Genomic DNA, 15,235 nt, shown 5'->3' on the forward strand with positions numbered 1-15,235 from the left:
TTCGAAAACGAAAATTCTTTCTTTAACTTTGAACTCATATGCGATGAATAGCTTAGGTTTTAAAGAATCCTAACAACTTAAAGCTGATTTTATGCGATACTTAAAAACAGAAATAACAGGACCATTGATATGAAAAAAACTAATTTATTCGTTATTGTAAGCGGTAGTCTTTTCATTGCAGCATGTCAAACTAGTCCACATCAATACAATGGCTTGACTGGCTATCAAATTGAAAATAAAACAGCAACATCAGCGGCTCTAGCATACACCTTAGCAGCACATAGCAATCGTGATGTTGACGAGCGCAAATTACAACATGCTTGTAAACAAGTTTTAGGTGCTGATAAAAATTATAAAATCTCAGTGCTGAGTGTGAATGAAATCATGAACCCAACTCAACAAGAACAATATGGTGTTAAGCTTGGCAATAGCCGTACCACTTTTGGTCTTACAAATTCGCCAGATCTGAACAATAGTGAAGGTTATGCGACTCGTCAGGCTTTAGAAGCTCGACCTTCTACCCTTATAGTCGTTCGCTATCACTGCAACTAATTCATAAAAGACATAAAACGTATCTGAATCAATTTCAGATACGTTTCATCAATCGTTATACTTTTAGCACATCGTGAATTGACTGATCTTTATCAAAAACAGATTTAAAGAAAGGACACAAAGGAATAACTTTAATCTCTCGTTCACGTGCAAATGCAACCAAAGCATCCAACAATTGACGACCAATTCCTTGTCCACGAAATTGATCTTCGACATCTGTATGATCAATGATTAACATTGAATCACCTGCCCACGTGTAAGCCATCTCACCAGCTTTTACATCAGCATCAAAAATCTCAAAAGTTCCGTGTTTAGTGTTATCTGATTGTTTAATATTCACTATTTAAGCCTAATTTTGATTGTATTGCGATCAAGTACGAAAGCATTTATATGAATTAACTTTCAATACTTGAATCGCTGAGACTTGTTTTATCATCCACACAAAATAATCTCTGTTGCTATTTGATAAACAGAGAACACAACAAAGTACCCTATCTTGATTTAGAGCCTATTGAGGATGTGTACGATAAAAACTTACATTTCGAAATTCTTTGGCTTCATCTAAATCGGGCCAAGTCGTTGCACTTCTTTCATCTATTTTCAAATATTGCGGATGGCTAAAATTTTTCACACGACTATCCGCCACCCATACTTCAGGTGCGAACTTCAAAAACTCATCTAAAAAGAAACGATTACACTGATCATAAAGTACATCAGCGGCAAGTAAGACATCGACCTGTTCAGATTTGTATAAATCATCTAAATATTCAAGTTCTACATTATTGAGTAATGCATTTTCACGACATGACTCCAAGCTTACTTGGTCAATATCACAGCAAATAACACGTTTTGCACCAGCCATTTTTGCTGCTATTGCAACCACACCTGAGCCTGCACCAAAATCCAATACCACCTTATCTTTTACATGATGTGGTTCAGCGAGTAGCCATTGCGCCATCGCCAACCCTGAAGCCCAGCAAAAAATCCAATAAGGGGTTTCATTCCAAATACGACGAATCACCTCATCATCTAAACGATCAGTTGGAAATACAGGAGGAATTAGCCACAATGAAATTGGGGTTTCAGGTAACTGCTGAGCCAATAAATCAGTATTTGGAATAACTTCATGTAAGGCTTTAAGCAATTGATCAGGTGCTTTCGCAAATTGAAATGTACAGCTCATATTTCTTAAATTCTTGAAAAAAGCCCCTCTATTTAGAAGGGCTTAAAGTGGATATTTAACCTAAAGCTTTTTCAGCAGCTTCAACTGTTTGACGAATCAAGGTCGTGATCGTCATAGGTCCTACACCACCTGGGACTGGTGTATAAGCTGATGTAACATCTTCAATACCCACTAATTGGATATCACCCACACCACCGCCATCACGTGGATGAAAACCAGCATCAACGACAACAGCACCTTGTTTAATCCAATCTTTCTGAATTAATTCAGCCTTACCTACTGCACCCACAATAATATCGGCTTGCTTCACTAACTCAGGAAGGTTTTGAGTACGTGAATGACAAATCGTCACGGTAGCATTGGCTTGTAATAGCATCATTGCCATTGGTTTACCTAAAATTGCTGAACGACCAACAACAACGGCATGCTTACCTGCAATTTCAATCTTGTTTTCTTTTAAAATCGTCATGATACCCGCTGGAGTTGCTGAACCATACGCGGCTTCGCCCATTGACATACGACCAAAACCAAGACAAGTCACACCATCCACATCTTTTTCGAGTGAAATCGCATCGAAACATGCTCTTTCATCAATTTGTTCAGGTACTGGATGTTGAAGCAAAATACCGTGAACATCAGGATTTGCATTTAATTTTTCAATTTCAGCAAGTAATTGTTCAGTTGTCGTTTCTTTTGGCAGTTCAACCTTTAGAGAATCCATGCCTACACGGCGGCAAGCATTTCCTTTCATACGCACATAAGTTGCAGATGCACCATCATCACCAACTAAAATTGTTGCCAAAATTGGGGTACGACCCGATTTTGCTTTTAATGCTTCTACACGTACCAACAAATCAGCTTCGATTTGTGTTGCCAATGCACGACCGTCTAAAACCAATGCCACAGCGCATCTCCAAAGTGGGTATGAATCAATAATGCAAATAATACATGATAATTTAGCCAATATTCTTTTAGATGTTGTTTTTATGTGCATATTCACCGCAAACACTATTGTTTTTTTTTTAAAGATTGCTAATATGTGCATCACCAAGAGATGGCGGGGTGGCAGAGTGGTCATGCAGCGGACTGCAACTCCGTGTACGCCGGTTCGATTCCGACCTCCGCCTCCATTGGTAAAGCCCGAGTGGTGAAATCGGTAGACACAGGGGATTTAAAATCCCCCGCCCACAAAGCGTGCCAGTTCGAGTCTGGCCTCGGGCACCATCCTTCAACTACTGAAGTTTGGTGCAGTAAAAATCCAGCGTAAGCTGGTTTTTTTATGTCTAAAATTTGATGTTTTATAAAAAGCCAAGCTTTAGATACTTGGCTTTTTTGATTTAAAAATTATGCAACTTGCTGAGCTGTCTGAATGGGCAATAAATTGACATCTAAATTAAGTTGGTGCTGTCGACTTTCATCAACGGAATAGTTTGCTTGCTTAATAGAATCAACAAAAATCCACTTCGACTGTACCTGTAACTGATCAAATTCAACCACCAAATAACCACGTTGATTCAAATTACAATAATTCAATTCATCAATTAGAGTCTTGAATGCAAATTCAAATTGTTGCAATTGTGCCAAAGGAATGTTGAGGTATTTTTCCAATCCTGGTGAAGATACTGAACTGGTAGCTAACTCTACTCCAACGAATACCCCATCTTTACTGTATAAATTTGAAGACCAAGCATTGTGTGTATCACCCGCCAAGACCACGATTTTCTTTTTCAACTGCGCTAATGTGCCATACAAAATCTCGCGTTCAGTGAAATAACCATCCCAAGCGTCTAAATTATACGGTGCAGTCGTAAGTACACGCGCTTTCTCTTGTTGAGTAAGTGTTGGATCATTATTTTGTAGTCGAACTTTTAGCGTTACCAGTTCAGTAATTTGCGTATTCATTTTTGTGAGTGTTTCAGCTGTTGGATTGCCTGAAGTTATTTCAGCCAAAGAAAGTAACAACTCAGCAGGAATAAACATTTTAGACATTAAAATTTGCTGTCCCAAAACATTCCAAGTTGCATTTGATTGCTGTAATTTGCCTAATAACCAATCACGTTGTTCAAACCCCATCAAAGTACGCGTTGGACTAGTAAGATCAGCTTGAAACTTTGCAACGTCTATGCCCGTCGCAGTTAAATAATTTGCATAATCTAATTGTTGATCTCGAGCAATAATACGGGTATCCAACATAGTCAATTGAACAAGATTACCAAAATCGAATTGGCGATAAATCTTTACATGCTGATCATCTACAGGACGAATTGGCATCCATTCAAAATATGCCTGTAAGGCGGCCAACTTACGCTCAAGGAACGAACCTTCATTTTCTTGATGATTTTCAGCACCATTTTTCCAAGTATCATTCGTCAACTCATGGTCATCCCAAATCACGATAAATGGATGACGTTGATGTGCAGCTTGTAAGTCCTGATCTTTTCGATATAGTGCATATCGCTTTCGGTAATCATCTAATTTAATAATTTCTTTATTGTTATCTGCCGCTAAAGTACGACCAAGTTTTGCAGCATCTTCAGTGGCATATCCATCAGCACCATACTCATAAATATAGTCACCTAAATGAATCACCACATCTACATTTTGCTTTGCAATTTCACGATATACATAAAAATATCCCGCTGGATAATTTGAGCATGAACATACCGCAAAACTAACTTTAGATGTGCTTAGGGGTAACGTTTTAGTCTGCCCTATTGGAGAAATCTTATTTCCAAAAATAAACCGATAATAATAACTTGTATCAGCCCGAAGTCCCGTTGCATCCACTTTCACCGTAAAATCTTGTGATGCTGATGTAGTCACTTTGTCTGTTTTAATGATTTGTTTAAACTGTTGATCTAATGCAAGCTCCCATGTCACTTGTAAACGTGCACTGGTTTCATTTGGTGTTAAACGTGTCCATAAAATAACGCGATCTTGCAACGGATCACCACTCGCAACACCATGTTCAAAACTCACCTTTAAACTAGAAGTTTCATTATCTGAACTATCATTACAACCTGTCATTCCCACTGTGAGTGATAATGCACCCAAACCGAATAAACTTTTTTGAATGAGTTCCCGTCGTGAAATATTTACAGTCATTTAAGTACTACCTTATTTTTATCACCTTAAATGCTTAAACCTAATCAGCTAATATGAACAAATGATCTCAATTTTGTGAAAGAACTATGAAAAATACATAGCACATGATTATTTTTTATAGGTTAAAAACATGTTTTGATTGAAAATAAAGCAAATAGTTGATTTTACTCTTGCCAAGATTTAAAGCCTCCACTATTATTGCGCACATGCCCGAGTGGTGAAATCGGTAGACACAGGGGATTTAAAATCCCCCGCCCACAAAGCGTGCCAGTTCGAGTCTGGCCTCGGGCACCATCCTTCAACTACTGAAGTTTGGTGCAGTAAAAAAATCCAGCGTAAGCTGTTTTTTTTATGCCTGAAATTTATAAAATAAAAAAAAATACCTCAGTCGAAACTAAGGTATCTAATAAATCTATTAGAATTGAATGTTATTCCACTCGGATGATTTTACCATTCTCATCGTGGTGAACGATTGTGATCTTTTGCTGACGACCAGAAGATATTTCTTGTTCTGATAGTTCAAAATAGCGAGCATAATCCGAGATTCGCTTTTCAACAGTTTGCCTTTCACTCACTGATTTAGAAGGCAATAAACCCCATAACATGAGTATGACAGCACAAAAAATTAATGCGATTACACCATGTTCAATACCATTACTAAATCCTGACATTAAACGCTGTGCTAGATGGGTTTTCTGAATTTCAATCAATACCCAAACTAAAAGGAATGGACGCCATAATAATAACCAGCCTGCCCACATCATCGCTGTTGTTGTGGTCGAAAAATAGCGTTTATGCCATGGGAGTTGGCGACGTAAATCAATAATCAAGCTATTTACTTTCATTTCACTATACTCTGTAAGATTAGACTTACAACTTAACGAATACCACGATCAGGACTAATCCAACGTGCACGTTTTTCCTGTCCACGAAGCAGTACTTTTGGAAAGGCGACGATTGTAGCAATAATCGTAATTAACCAAAATACAAAGGGATACCAAATCATCCAGTAGTAATTTTTACCCAAGTTTGGTTCATAACGACTATCCATCCATTTGCTTAAAGCAAACTGAATTAAACAGGTTGCCCCTAATAAAATCCCACTTCCGTAAGGCAAAAATGGCGAACTTACAATAGCGAGACTTGGGAGTGTAATAAAAAAATGTAATAGCCATATGACAGCCATAATTAGCATCAAATATGACCATACCAAGGTCAAGCATAATTCAAGCATTAATGGCCATAAGAAGTTAAGTTTGGGTTTCAAGAAGACGTCCAAATTCTTGATTAAGACCTGTGCCCCGCCCATCGCCCACCGTAAACGCTGCTTCCACAAACCATTAAAGGTTTCTGGCATCAAAATCCACACCAAAGCATTCGGTTCAAAACGTACATCCCAGCCTGCTCTTTGAAGCTTCCAAGTAATATCAATATCTTCAGTCAACATATTTGGAGACCAATAATCGACTTGATGTACGGCACTTTTACGAAATGCCGTAATCACCCCCGATACCGTAAATAATCGACCAAACGTGCGCTGTGCTCTTTTAATCATTCCAACGATAGATGAGAATTCACCCACTTGAATTCGACCAAGCAAGGTTGATCGTGTTCTTATACGTGGATTTCCTGTGACCGCTGCAACCGTTTCATCCTCTAGAAAATGTCGCATCATCCATTTAGCTGCATGAGGATCAAGCAAAGCATCACCATCAATGCCAATCAAAAACTCAGCATCAGTCATCAAGCTACCCGCCTGCAATCCCATTGCCTTGCCTTGATTTTGAGCTAGATGTACAACACGCAATTTTTCATATTGACTTGCGAGACGATCAAGTACTTCTCCCGTATTGTCTGAACTACCATCATTAATCGCAATCACTTCAAAGTTCGGATAATCCAGCTGTAAAGCATGGCTAATGGTTTCTTCAGCATTATCACCTTCATTAAAACAAGGAATAAGTACTGCAACTTTTGGGTAAAGCTCTAAACTTTTTGGCTGTTGATAAGGTGGGTCTTGGCGTTCTTTCCAATAAAATAGAATTGCCCCCATCATCCATAAATAAGACATGAATAACGGATAATAGAATACGAACTTAATGGCATATGACCATAAGGCTGCAATTTCAGTCATTTCATATACTCAATTAAGGCACTAGTTGTGATGATTTCTGTGCAAAAGCATCATGCATTTGCTTTACATCAGGGTGATCTTTAATCGGATCATCTGGATAGTAAGCAATGTGCATTGCACCCTGTTGATATAATGATTTGATTGTCGCAGCCATCTCTTCAGATGGTATTTTTTGATCGTTTCGCCAGTTCACGGCTTGTAATTCCATCACTGACTTTTTAATACCATTTGGATATTTTTTAAGACGGTTTAGAATGTTGCTATAGAACTGTTCAGGTTGGTCTACCTTTTCCATATATGGCATTGCCATAATCGCAGTGAAATCATAACGATTTAAAGATTGTTCTAGTGATTGTGCATACCAGTTTTCTGCATAAGCATTTAATGCAACTTGAGCATATAGATTCCGAGCAGTCATTAAATAAGGTTGGTATTGTCGCACTTCATTTGCTAATTCCATTGCAAAATCATCAAGATATTGAGTTTTGTATGCAGTCCACTTCTGCAAATCAGCATCATTATTCCGAATTTTAGCTAAGTCGGTTGTTAAGCCTTGTTGCGCATAAGCAGCCAAAGCCTGAGGACTAGCATCTTCATAATCAGATAAGGTCACATCATCATGAAATAGCAGACCATCAAATGGTGTCGATTTAGCTAAATCTTGGTAAATTTCTTTGATCGTTTGTCGAGCTTTTGGCGAGAATGGGCTCAGACGTATATAGCCCATGTTTAAATGTTCACCCGCTTTGGCCTGCTCTGTTTGAACCAGCTCATTTGCAACAGGATTAGTCTTTGGTAGTTCCCAAGCCAACATTGGCATCCATGCATAAAGTCGTTGCACTGAGGTACGCGTTTGAATTTGCCAAGCTACATGATTAAATAGATCAGCCCGCATTGGTATATGACGATTTGGAAAATACACCATATCTGCTGAACCATTGGCATCAGGATCAGAGAACGCTTGCAAATAAACTGTATTCACGCCCATACCATTAATACGATCAAGCAAATGGCTTAAGTTGCGTTCTTCTTGTTGAGGGTTGGGATCATAAATGTAATCAAGATCGACATGCATAATTTTTTGCGGTCGATTATTGTCATTTAAATTCAATTCTCTATTTTTGATTTCTTGTGCCAAAGCATTTATCGACATATTACCTTGTATTAATATACGACTCATATTCTGCAAGGACTGTTTGGCATGATCTGCACCATCATCCAAAGTAATGGTGATCGGCATACCAAGTTGTTTTGCTGTTTGCACTAGCTGCATATTGTATCGACCATATGGCCATACCATAACTCGTGGTGATCGCAATCCATGTGCCTGTAGTAAATCATTATTCTTTTTTAAATCTTGATAAATACGTTGCTGGTAAGCTGAATCGCTTTCATAACTTTGATTTTTGGAATCATAAATTCGAGAAATTGCAGCAGGTTCTAAATTACCTTGTGGATTTGCATTGACTCCTTCGTGCAGATGATAACTGTGGCTAGCAATTTCCACTAAACCCGAACTCTGCATTTCTTTAAGTTCACTCCAACTTAAGATTTTATTTCTATCAATCGACTCACCACCGAAATCGACTTTTTCAAGATTGGATGGCTCTAACCAAGAACCCACCACTGCAAGTAAGACTGGAATTTTATTTTTACGAATAATTGGATAAGCATTTTGGTAGAAAGACTGATAACCATCATCTACTGTTAATAAAACAGGTTTTTTGGGTAATCTATACTTGCCTTGATGAGCCTTAATAAGTTGATCTAAATTAATAAAATGGTAACCATTTTTCTTTAACCATTGGATATGCTCACTAAATTGCTGCGTTGTTACCGCATAGCTTGGTATCAGGGCATCTTTTTCATCGGTAATCTCATGATAACCAATCACCGTCAAGGTAGTAGCATCAATTTTGGGGTTGGCTGCGAAAGTTGCCGTGTTGCATAACATACCAACCACGAGCCCTAAAAAGCATTTTAAAGCTGGCGATCTTGAAGGAGTAGACATGGAGAATATTCTCAATAATAAAGAAAAATCAGTACAGAGATATGCAGAAGGATTTCATCTTATCGACAATTGGATGGTTGAGTTTGTCGGGTAATATGAGGATTGTAGTTATAATTTTTTAAACTGAAAATAATCTTAAAAATAAATTGTTATTTTAAACCCACAAAAAATTTGCCTCGATCATCTTAGATAGTCGAGGCAATCTTTATCAATGTATCCACATTAGTATTGAATAAGTTGGAAATTTGGATGTTCTGCACGGTCTTGTAAGTAGCAGCGCTCTTTATGATAAAAGTAACGATAAAGACGGTTGACCCAATCACCACGACGGAAAGTTAAAATCTTTTTATTGAATCCATCATAATCAAGAAGAACCACATTACCTTCCTCAGGTGAAAGTAATGTAATTTTATAATTACATTCTGCATGAGGATTAGAAGAACTCAACTCTCGAATGATTTCAACTTTGTTGTCTCCATCCATCCAGTAATGTTTATCCGTCAATGCTTTAGAATTTGCCCAAAAACCATTTTCCGAGCCATCATACGTATCAATCATGAAAAATTATTTAGCTCTTTTAATAGCTCAGACGCGGTAATATCAAAATAGTCATTCATACCCACCTCTACTCACTCAATTTTTATCACTTGGTTCATACAAGTGAAATATTTTTATATTTAGCCAATTACATCAATAAGCTAGTTTGCCTAATGATTATCCAGTTTAATCAATTTTTCCAAAAGTTAAACTTAATTCACATTTTATGAAAAAAGTTTGATTCACAAAACACTGCTCTTTTAACTCAAAGATATACAGAACTGTCTATAGAATCAATAACTTTAAGCAGAAATTATTAAAAAACTCATTTAAATAAAAGTTATATAAATCATATGCTTATTTTTATTTCTATAATATTATTTGTATTGTTTTTGTATGAAATATAAAAATCACAATAAAATCATAAATTAAGATTAAATTGTGATTTCTATCAACATATTTTTTTAATTATTCATCACGTGTTTTGACATCAAATAATTCGATCTCAAATATCAAGTTTGAATGTGCAGGAATTATTTTTCCCATTTTTCTTTCACCATATGCCAAGTGTGAAGGAACAATCAGCTTACGCTTTCCACCCACGCGCATTCCCATGATACCTTGATCCCAACCTTTGATTACACGACCTGTGCCAATCACGGTTTCAAAGTAATTTCCACGGTCAATTGAAGAATCGAATTTAGTACCATCTTCTAACCATCCCGTGTAGTGAGTGGTAATAAGCGCACCTTTAACCGCTTCTTTACCTTCACCAATTTTTAAATCAATAATTTCTAATTCAGTTATCATCTCAAATTATCTCCTAATATCGTTCAAGCCAATTATTGCAATTTTTGCCATTTAATATCGACTTGACCTTTATCGCTCAACAAAGTCCACTCACCATCTAAAATATTCAGCTGTAACTGCATCGTTCTTTCACACAACTGCTCTAGTTCACAGGTTGTTTTATCATCTAGCTGCCAAACTTCGACATTCGTTAAAGTTTTGATTTTACTATTACGTTTCCACCAATCATCTACTTGCGAACCATATGCAACAACTGCGACTTGCTTGCAACGAGCACTTGCTTTTTTGACTTTATCTTCTGCTGGACAACCTACTTCGATCCACTTTTCCAAAAGCCCTGTTAGATCCTTTTGCCATAAAGCAGGTTCGTCAGTTTCAAACAGATCTTTTGTGAATTCTAAACGCTCGTCAGCGAAACGCGCGTAAGCGAGCACACGAACCATGAGTCGTTCAATTGTTTCAGACGGATGCAGCGCAAGTGTAAGTTGATAATCAGCATAAATATGCTCATCCATATTGGCAATATTCAAATCTGCCTTATATATCGTTGCTTTTAGAGCCATAGAATACATCCTCAAATTTGGCGCTAAGCATACTCTATTTTGAAAAAATAAAGATGCCATTTGACCGTTATGACGATGAATCATTCATCTTTTAGCTGGCAATCTAACAACTCCGATTCAAACTTAAACCAGTCATGTGATGCCTGCGTAATAATTTCAATTCGATTATCTAGCCCTGCTTCAGTTGACTTGTAATTAAATTGCTCAGGATTAAAATTGAAACTTTTCCAACCTTGATCTGTATTAAAAATACCTTTTATACGCACCCAATCCTGTTGTGCACAAAACAAATCTAAAAGCTCATTAAAATTAAACATCCAACGTTTAGGCAATTTCCATCCTGCAACGGTATAGCCTTGTGATGACTCAACATAATGGTACGGTAGTTGTTTCACTGCGCTGACATTTTCATCTAGCGTTTGATGCTGTTGTAATTTTAATAATGGTTGAATTTTACGTAAAACACGTCGCTGTGCTTTATCAATCACTTCGAGTTGGACGTGGCCATGTTCAGCTTCAATCCAATCCTGCACATAAGCCTGAAATTCTTTTTTTAGTTCAAAATAAATCTGTTGATCACTATCCGTCATGCAATCAGCATGTGAAATTACAACAATTTGTGCAGCTTTAAGTTGATCTGTATATAAGTTCTGTCTGACCCAATTTTCATCATGTAATCGACTTCCATCAACAACAATGACCAACGCGCGCATATCTAAACTTCGTTGCCAGTGCAGTTCTGTAAGTTGCTCAAGCAATTGGGCAGGATGCCCTAAACCTGTCGGCTCAATAAACAAACGATCTGGTTGTGTTTCACTTAAGAGTCGTGAAAGTGCAATCTGCATAGGAAGCTGACTACTACAGCATAAACATCCACCTAATAATTCTTTAACTGTATAGCCTTGCTGTTGAGTAATAAGCTGCTGATCCACACCAATTTGCCCAAATTCATTCATTAAAACAGCCCAAGTCTCATGTTCAGGTTTTTGAGTCAATAAATACTGGAGTAATGTGGTTTTACCAGCACCGAGAAAACCAGAAATAATATGAGTGGGTACAGCTTTACGGCTAATGAGTTTCACGACAATCTCAATCTAAGTGTTAAGCCTATTGTATCGAGAAAGAAAACTGAAAATGAAGCAATTTATTAAAAACCACCAGTTGAGACTTAAGTCACATAATTATTAGACTTCTTGCAAAAATCAAAAAACGATCAACGTTTTGTTTGTTTTTTATCCACATTAAAAAGTCATGTTCTACTATCATGAGTACATGAAATATGAAAAAGTAAAGATGCTATCAAATAGTCAGTTTAAACGACTGATTGGAATACAACCCTCAACCTTTTTAGAAATGCTTGAAGTATTAGAGTCAAGCCAAGTCAATACTCAACGAGGTAGGCCTTCGAGTCTTTCACTTGAAGACCAACTGTTAATGACGCTAAGTTATTGGCGTGAATATCGCACGCTCTTTCATGTTGCTATGAGTTATGGAATCCACGAATCAACTGCGTCCAGAATTATTCATAAAATAGAAAATATTTTAATAAAATCTGATAAATTTCATTTACCTAAGAAACTACCGCATGGTGCAGGGATAGATTGGAATGTTGTTATTGTCGATGCAACTGAAATGACAATTGAGCGTCCAAAAAAAAACAGAAAAGATTCTACAGCGGTAAGAAAAAACGACATACGATCAAAGCTCAACTCATCATTCATTATGAAACGATGCAGATTATTTCATTAGGTCTTACACATGGGAGTACACATGATTTCCAGTTGTTTAAGGCTCAACGTAAAAAGCAGAGATATCAAGCCTTTATGCTGATTGATAAAGGTTATTTAGGTTTAAATCGTTTGGGGATAAAATGCCTGATGCCATTCAAGGCAAGTAAAAAGAAGCCGTTAACTTTATTACAGAAGCAAATAAATCGGGAAATTAGTAAACGTCGTATTCGAATTGAACACGTCAATGGAAAATTAAAGACCTTTAGAATTCTGGCTACACGTTATCGAAATAGGCGTAAACGCATGGGTTTACGTCTGAATTTAATTGCTGCAATTTACAACATGGAGTTGGTTGAAAAATGATTTTTGCAAGAGGTCTATTATTTTCCAAGACAAAATCACCATATTAAATCAAATAAAGAAAATAAATTAAAAAATATAATCGTTTTATACAATCAACAGATTTTATATAAATCCGAGTTTATGTTTCCCGTTCGTAATTCACCTGTTCTATTTTTAATCAAAAAAACATATTTGCACACATTTTAATGATTCATTTTGGCGTTTTGTTTTACATGTCTGCAACATAACATTAATTATTATTTCACATTGTTAAGCTAGGCGTAAAACATTGTTAAGAATATTGCTGTAAATAATTTTGGCACTTAGCATGAACCCATGTCGAAATCAGGCTCTGCTTGTTCAGTAAACTTGATAGCGGCTTTTAAAAATTGAATTTAAGGATGCCAATTATGAAACTTATTAAGACTTTGTTAGCTACTACGCTTACACTTGCTGCTGCAACAACCTTTGCTGCTACAGCACATGATCAATCACATGCTGCGCATGAAACAGAAGAGAAAGTTGTTGTCTCAACTCAAGAACAGCCAGAAACTCAAGGTCAAGCAACAACTGATGCAACTGCGAGTGAAACACCTGCATCTGCACCTGCTGCTACAAACTAAACTGATCTCAAGCTTCCTCCAGACCTTTAGACCACATTAATAACAATCAAATGTTGTTATTAATGCAAAAGAACGAACCATGCTGCGGTTCGTTCTTTTTTAAATCAGAGAATTAAGCTATTAGCATTGAGAAGATTTTTTGAAAATGCTGCATGATGGTTGTTGCACTTCTTCTAAACGATGAATTTTGCGTAATTCAGCTGCTTCAAAACGACAACGCTTCCAATCTGTATCTAAATTTAATGCTGGAACTGCTTTTGGCTGACGTTGTTCATCTACTGCTACCATCGTGAAGTAGCATGTGTTGGTATGACGAATCGTTCTTTTTTGGATATTTTGAGCTTCCACTCGAATACCAATCTCCATAGATGTACGACCAACATGATTCACACTTGCTAAAAAGGTAACCAGCTCTCCTACATAAATAGGTTCTTTGAAATTGACCTTATCCACAGATAAAGTCACAACATAACTACCTGAATAACGACTAGCGCAGGCGTATGCGACTTGATCAAGTAACTTTAAAATTGCTCCACCATGAACATTGCCTGAAAAATTTGCCATATCAGGTGTCATAAGCACTGACATCGTTAATTCAGATTGATCATCGGGAGCTTGGTTTAATTGATCTAAAGGAGACATGAGTAAAACTCGTAAATATGCTACGCGACTATTATCCTTTATTCAGACAATTAAACATATGCAAATTAGCTCAAAATACCATCAAATATATTTATATAAATTACGATGAATATTTCAAAATGATTACATCGCACCAATTTTCGGATAGTAATGAGAAAATTGTTCATTTGGTATTTATATTTTAAATACCATATATACTTCTATTTAATAATATTAGCACTTTCGATCAGCCCCATAATCCCATTGACTATCATATCAACAGCGATTGTGCCAATCAGCAGAGCCGACAAACGCCCTACAATGTCAAAATAACGATCAATATATTTTGCATGTTTATAGCGTAAATGATCGTGTGCAAATTTCATCAGAATCAAAATACTACACGTTAACATCAACGTAATCGCAATGACTGCAACTGCACCTGAAAATGGAACACTAATCCCTGTGACTACTGCAGCACTTATGGTTCCTGGTCCAATCATAAATGGCATAGCTATTGTTCCAGCTAGATGTTCAGGTGCACCTCTCATCTCACCAATTGTTTCTGCACCTTGGAAAACGTAACGATAACCGATGACTAAAAATATGAGACCACCGAAAATTTGAAATGATTCAAATCGAACATTCAAATAACGGCTAAAAATACTTTCACCACCCAAAGCAAATAAAATAAAGACAATAAATGCGATTAAACATCCTTGAATCAATGCTTTGCTAAAAACTTTAGCATCCGTATTACGGATCATACCAATCATATAAACACTCATAAGGAATGGATTCAGTAATGAAAAAAACAATGCAAATGCATGGATGTAGGGAGAAAACATAAAAAGTCTCTAAATCAGCTTCGGTTTTAGACTTGGATAAACTCAATAGATGGATCAAAATTTCAAATTGGAATGATTAAAAAGATCATCTATTTCCAAATATGGTTTGAACGTTTACACAAGGATTCAATGTCAACTTCAACGCTAAAATTTTGTAAACTACGAGCAAAACTATA

The 15,235-nt window shown here is 36.7% G+C and carries 15 protein-coding genes, 3 tRNA genes and 1 pseudogene; 6 read left to right on the forward strand and 13 right to left on the reverse strand.

Annotated elements, in window-relative coordinates:
- The first annotated feature begins 129 nt into the window (after positions 1-129).
- Positions 130-552, forward strand: coding sequence for a hypothetical protein (locus R2H34_RS12145; protein ID WP_282896739.1), 423 nt, complete (start codon positions 130-132; stop codon positions 550-552).
- Between the two features lie 55 nt (positions 553-607).
- On the opposite strand, the gene R2H34_RS12150 is transcribed toward R2H34_RS12145, so the two are convergent.
- From R2H34_RS12150 to folD, 3 genes are all read right to left on the reverse strand, one after another.
- Positions 608-892, reverse strand: a complete 285-nt coding sequence (locus tag R2H34_RS12150; RefSeq protein ID WP_151708205.1) for a GNAT family N-acetyltransferase — start codon at positions 890-892, stop codon at positions 608-610.
- Positions 893-1,060: 168 nt separating this feature from the next.
- Positions 1,061-1,735: a class I SAM-dependent methyltransferase gene (locus R2H34_RS12155; RefSeq protein WP_004956126.1), complete on the reverse strand. Its 675-nt coding sequence runs from the start codon at positions 1,733-1,735 to the stop codon at positions 1,061-1,063.
- A gap of 55 nt (positions 1,736-1,790) precedes the next feature.
- On the reverse strand, positions 1,791-2,639 hold the full coding sequence (folD, locus tag R2H34_RS12160) for a bifunctional methylenetetrahydrofolate dehydrogenase/methenyltetrahydrofolate cyclohydrolase FolD (protein WP_125297986.1): 849 nt from the start codon (positions 2,637-2,639) through the stop codon (positions 1,791-1,793).
- 152 nt (positions 2,640-2,791) lie between these two features.
- Here folD and R2H34_RS12165 point away from each other — a divergent pair.
- Together R2H34_RS12165 and R2H34_RS12170 are read left to right on the forward strand one after the other, a co-directional pair.
- Positions 2,792-2,865, forward strand: a tRNA-Cys gene (locus R2H34_RS12165).
- Positions 2,866-2,873: 8 nt separating this feature from the next.
- A tRNA-Leu gene (locus R2H34_RS12170) sits at positions 2,874-2,959 on the forward strand.
- A 120-nt stretch (positions 2,960-3,079) separates the two neighbouring features.
- On the opposite strand, the gene R2H34_RS12175 is transcribed toward R2H34_RS12170, so the two are convergent.
- Positions 3,080-4,840 (reverse strand): alkaline phosphatase D family protein, encoded by a 1,761-nt coding sequence (locus R2H34_RS12175; RefSeq protein WP_282896740.1) that lies wholly within the window; start codon positions 4,838-4,840, stop codon positions 3,080-3,082.
- Positions 4,841-5,048: 208 nt separating this feature from the next.
- On the opposite strand from R2H34_RS12175, the gene R2H34_RS12180 reads away from it, so the two are divergent.
- Positions 5,049-5,134: transfer RNA gene (locus R2H34_RS12180), tRNA-Leu, on the forward strand.
- A gap of 134 nt (positions 5,135-5,268) precedes the next feature.
- On the opposite strand, the gene pgaD is transcribed toward R2H34_RS12180, so the two are convergent.
- The 7 genes and pseudogenes from pgaD to R2H34_RS12215 all read right to left on the reverse strand — a co-directional run bounded on the left by pgaD (position 5,269) and on the right by R2H34_RS12215 (position 11,977).
- Positions 5,269-5,685, reverse strand: coding sequence for a poly-beta-1,6-N-acetyl-D-glucosamine biosynthesis protein PgaD (gene pgaD / locus R2H34_RS12185; protein WP_004912754.1), 417 nt, complete (start codon positions 5,683-5,685; stop codon positions 5,269-5,271).
- 32 nt (positions 5,686-5,717) lie between these two features.
- Positions 5,718-6,974 carry a poly-beta-1,6-N-acetyl-D-glucosamine synthase gene (pgaC, locus tag R2H34_RS12190; RefSeq protein ID WP_004912758.1) on the reverse strand — a complete coding sequence of 419 codons (1,257 nt, stop codon included), beginning with the start codon at positions 6,972-6,974 and terminating at the stop codon, positions 5,718-5,720.
- 13 nt (positions 6,975-6,987) lie between these two features.
- Complete coding sequence (gene pgaB / locus R2H34_RS12195; RefSeq protein WP_004912761.1) at positions 6,988-8,985, reverse strand: poly-beta-1,6-N-acetyl-D-glucosamine N-deacetylase PgaB; 1,998 nt, start codon at positions 8,983-8,985, stop codon at positions 6,988-6,990.
- A gap of 222 nt (positions 8,986-9,207) precedes the next feature.
- A pseudogene (locus R2H34_RS12200) lies at positions 9,208-9,602 on the reverse strand (hypothetical protein).
- A gap of 388 nt (positions 9,603-9,990) precedes the next feature.
- Positions 9,991-10,332: an FKBP-type peptidyl-prolyl cis-trans isomerase gene (locus tag R2H34_RS12205; protein WP_004912770.1), complete on the reverse strand. Its 342-nt coding sequence runs from the start codon at positions 10,330-10,332 to the stop codon at positions 9,991-9,993.
- A 32-nt stretch (positions 10,333-10,364) separates the two neighbouring features.
- A complete protein-coding gene (locus R2H34_RS12210; protein ID WP_125297992.1) occupies positions 10,365-10,895 on the reverse strand; it encodes a YaeQ family protein in 531 nt (176 codons plus the stop codon).
- Positions 10,896-10,975: 80 nt separating this feature from the next.
- The gene (locus R2H34_RS12215; protein ID WP_042893617.1) at positions 10,976-11,977 is read right to left on the reverse strand and encodes a CobW family GTP-binding protein; all 1,002 of its coding nucleotides are present in this window, start codon (positions 11,975-11,977) and stop codon (positions 10,976-10,978) included.
- Between the two features lie 190 nt (positions 11,978-12,167).
- Between R2H34_RS12215 and R2H34_RS17965 the strand changes: the two genes are divergently transcribed.
- A protein-coding gene (locus R2H34_RS17965; RefSeq protein ID WP_373868795.1) for an IS5 family transposase occupies positions 12,168-12,988 on the forward strand; the annotation gives its coding sequence in 2 pieces (ribosomal slippage) (positions 12,168-12,558 and positions 12,558-12,988; 822 coding nt in all).
- Positions 12,989-13,377: 389 nt separating this feature from the next.
- Entirely contained in the window at positions 13,378-13,590 is a 213-nt protein-coding gene (locus R2H34_RS12230) for a hypothetical protein (protein ID WP_042893615.1), read from the forward strand.
- A gap of 120 nt (positions 13,591-13,710) precedes the next feature.
- Here R2H34_RS12230 and R2H34_RS12235 read toward each other — a convergent pair whose 3' ends face one another.
- A complete protein-coding gene (locus R2H34_RS12235) occupies positions 13,711-14,232 on the reverse strand; it encodes an acyl-CoA thioesterase (protein WP_004912784.1) in 522 nt (173 codons plus the stop codon).
- Between the two features lie 200 nt (positions 14,233-14,432).
- Positions 14,433-15,059 (reverse strand): MarC family protein, encoded by a 627-nt coding sequence (locus R2H34_RS12240; protein WP_282896711.1) that lies wholly within the window; start codon positions 15,057-15,059, stop codon positions 14,433-14,435.
- Positions 15,060-15,235: the final 176 nt, after the last annotated feature.

It is taken from the genome of Acinetobacter sp. 16 (genome assembly GCF_033439925.1).
Classification (GTDB): Bacteria; Pseudomonadota; Gammaproteobacteria; order Pseudomonadales; family Moraxellaceae; genus Acinetobacter; species Acinetobacter junii.

Bases quoted from the DNA above. Each gene is read 5' to 3' on its own strand.
- R2H34_RS12145 (WP_282896739.1), top strand. From the start codon at position 130: ATGAAAAAAACTAATTTATTCGTTATTGTAAGCGGTAGTCTTTTCATT.
- R2H34_RS12155 (WP_004956126.1), bottom strand. From the start codon at position 1,735: ATGAGCTGTACATTTCAATTTGCGAAAGCACCTGATCAATTGCTTAAA.
- R2H34_RS12175 (WP_282896740.1), bottom strand. From the start codon at position 4,840: ATGACTGTAAATATTTCACGACGGGAACTCATTCAAAAAAGTTTATTC.
- pgaD (WP_004912754.1), bottom strand. From the start codon at position 5,685: ATGAAAGTAAATAGCTTGATTATTGATTTACGTCGCCAACTCCCATGG.
- pgaC (WP_004912758.1), bottom strand. From the start codon at position 6,974: ATGACTGAAATTGCAGCCTTATGGTCATATGCCATTAAGTTCGTATTC.
- pgaB (WP_004912761.1), bottom strand. From the start codon at position 8,985: ATGTCTACTCCTTCAAGATCGCCAGCTTTAAAATGCTTTTTAGGGCTC.
- R2H34_RS12205 (WP_004912770.1), bottom strand. From the start codon at position 10,332: ATGATAACTGAATTAGAAATTATTGATTTAAAAATTGGTGAAGGTAAA.
- R2H34_RS12210 (WP_125297992.1), bottom strand. From the start codon at position 10,895: ATGGCTCTAAAAGCAACGATATATAAGGCAGATTTGAATATTGCCAAT.
- R2H34_RS12230 (WP_042893615.1), top strand. From the start codon at position 13,378: ATGAAACTTATTAAGACTTTGTTAGCTACTACGCTTACACTTGCTGCT.
- R2H34_RS12235 (WP_004912784.1), bottom strand. From the start codon at position 14,232: ATGTCTCCTTTAGATCAATTAAACCAAGCTCCCGATGATCAATCTGAA.
- R2H34_RS12240 (WP_282896711.1), bottom strand. From the start codon at position 15,059: ATGTTTTCTCCCTACATCCATGCATTTGCATTGTTTTTTTCATTACTG.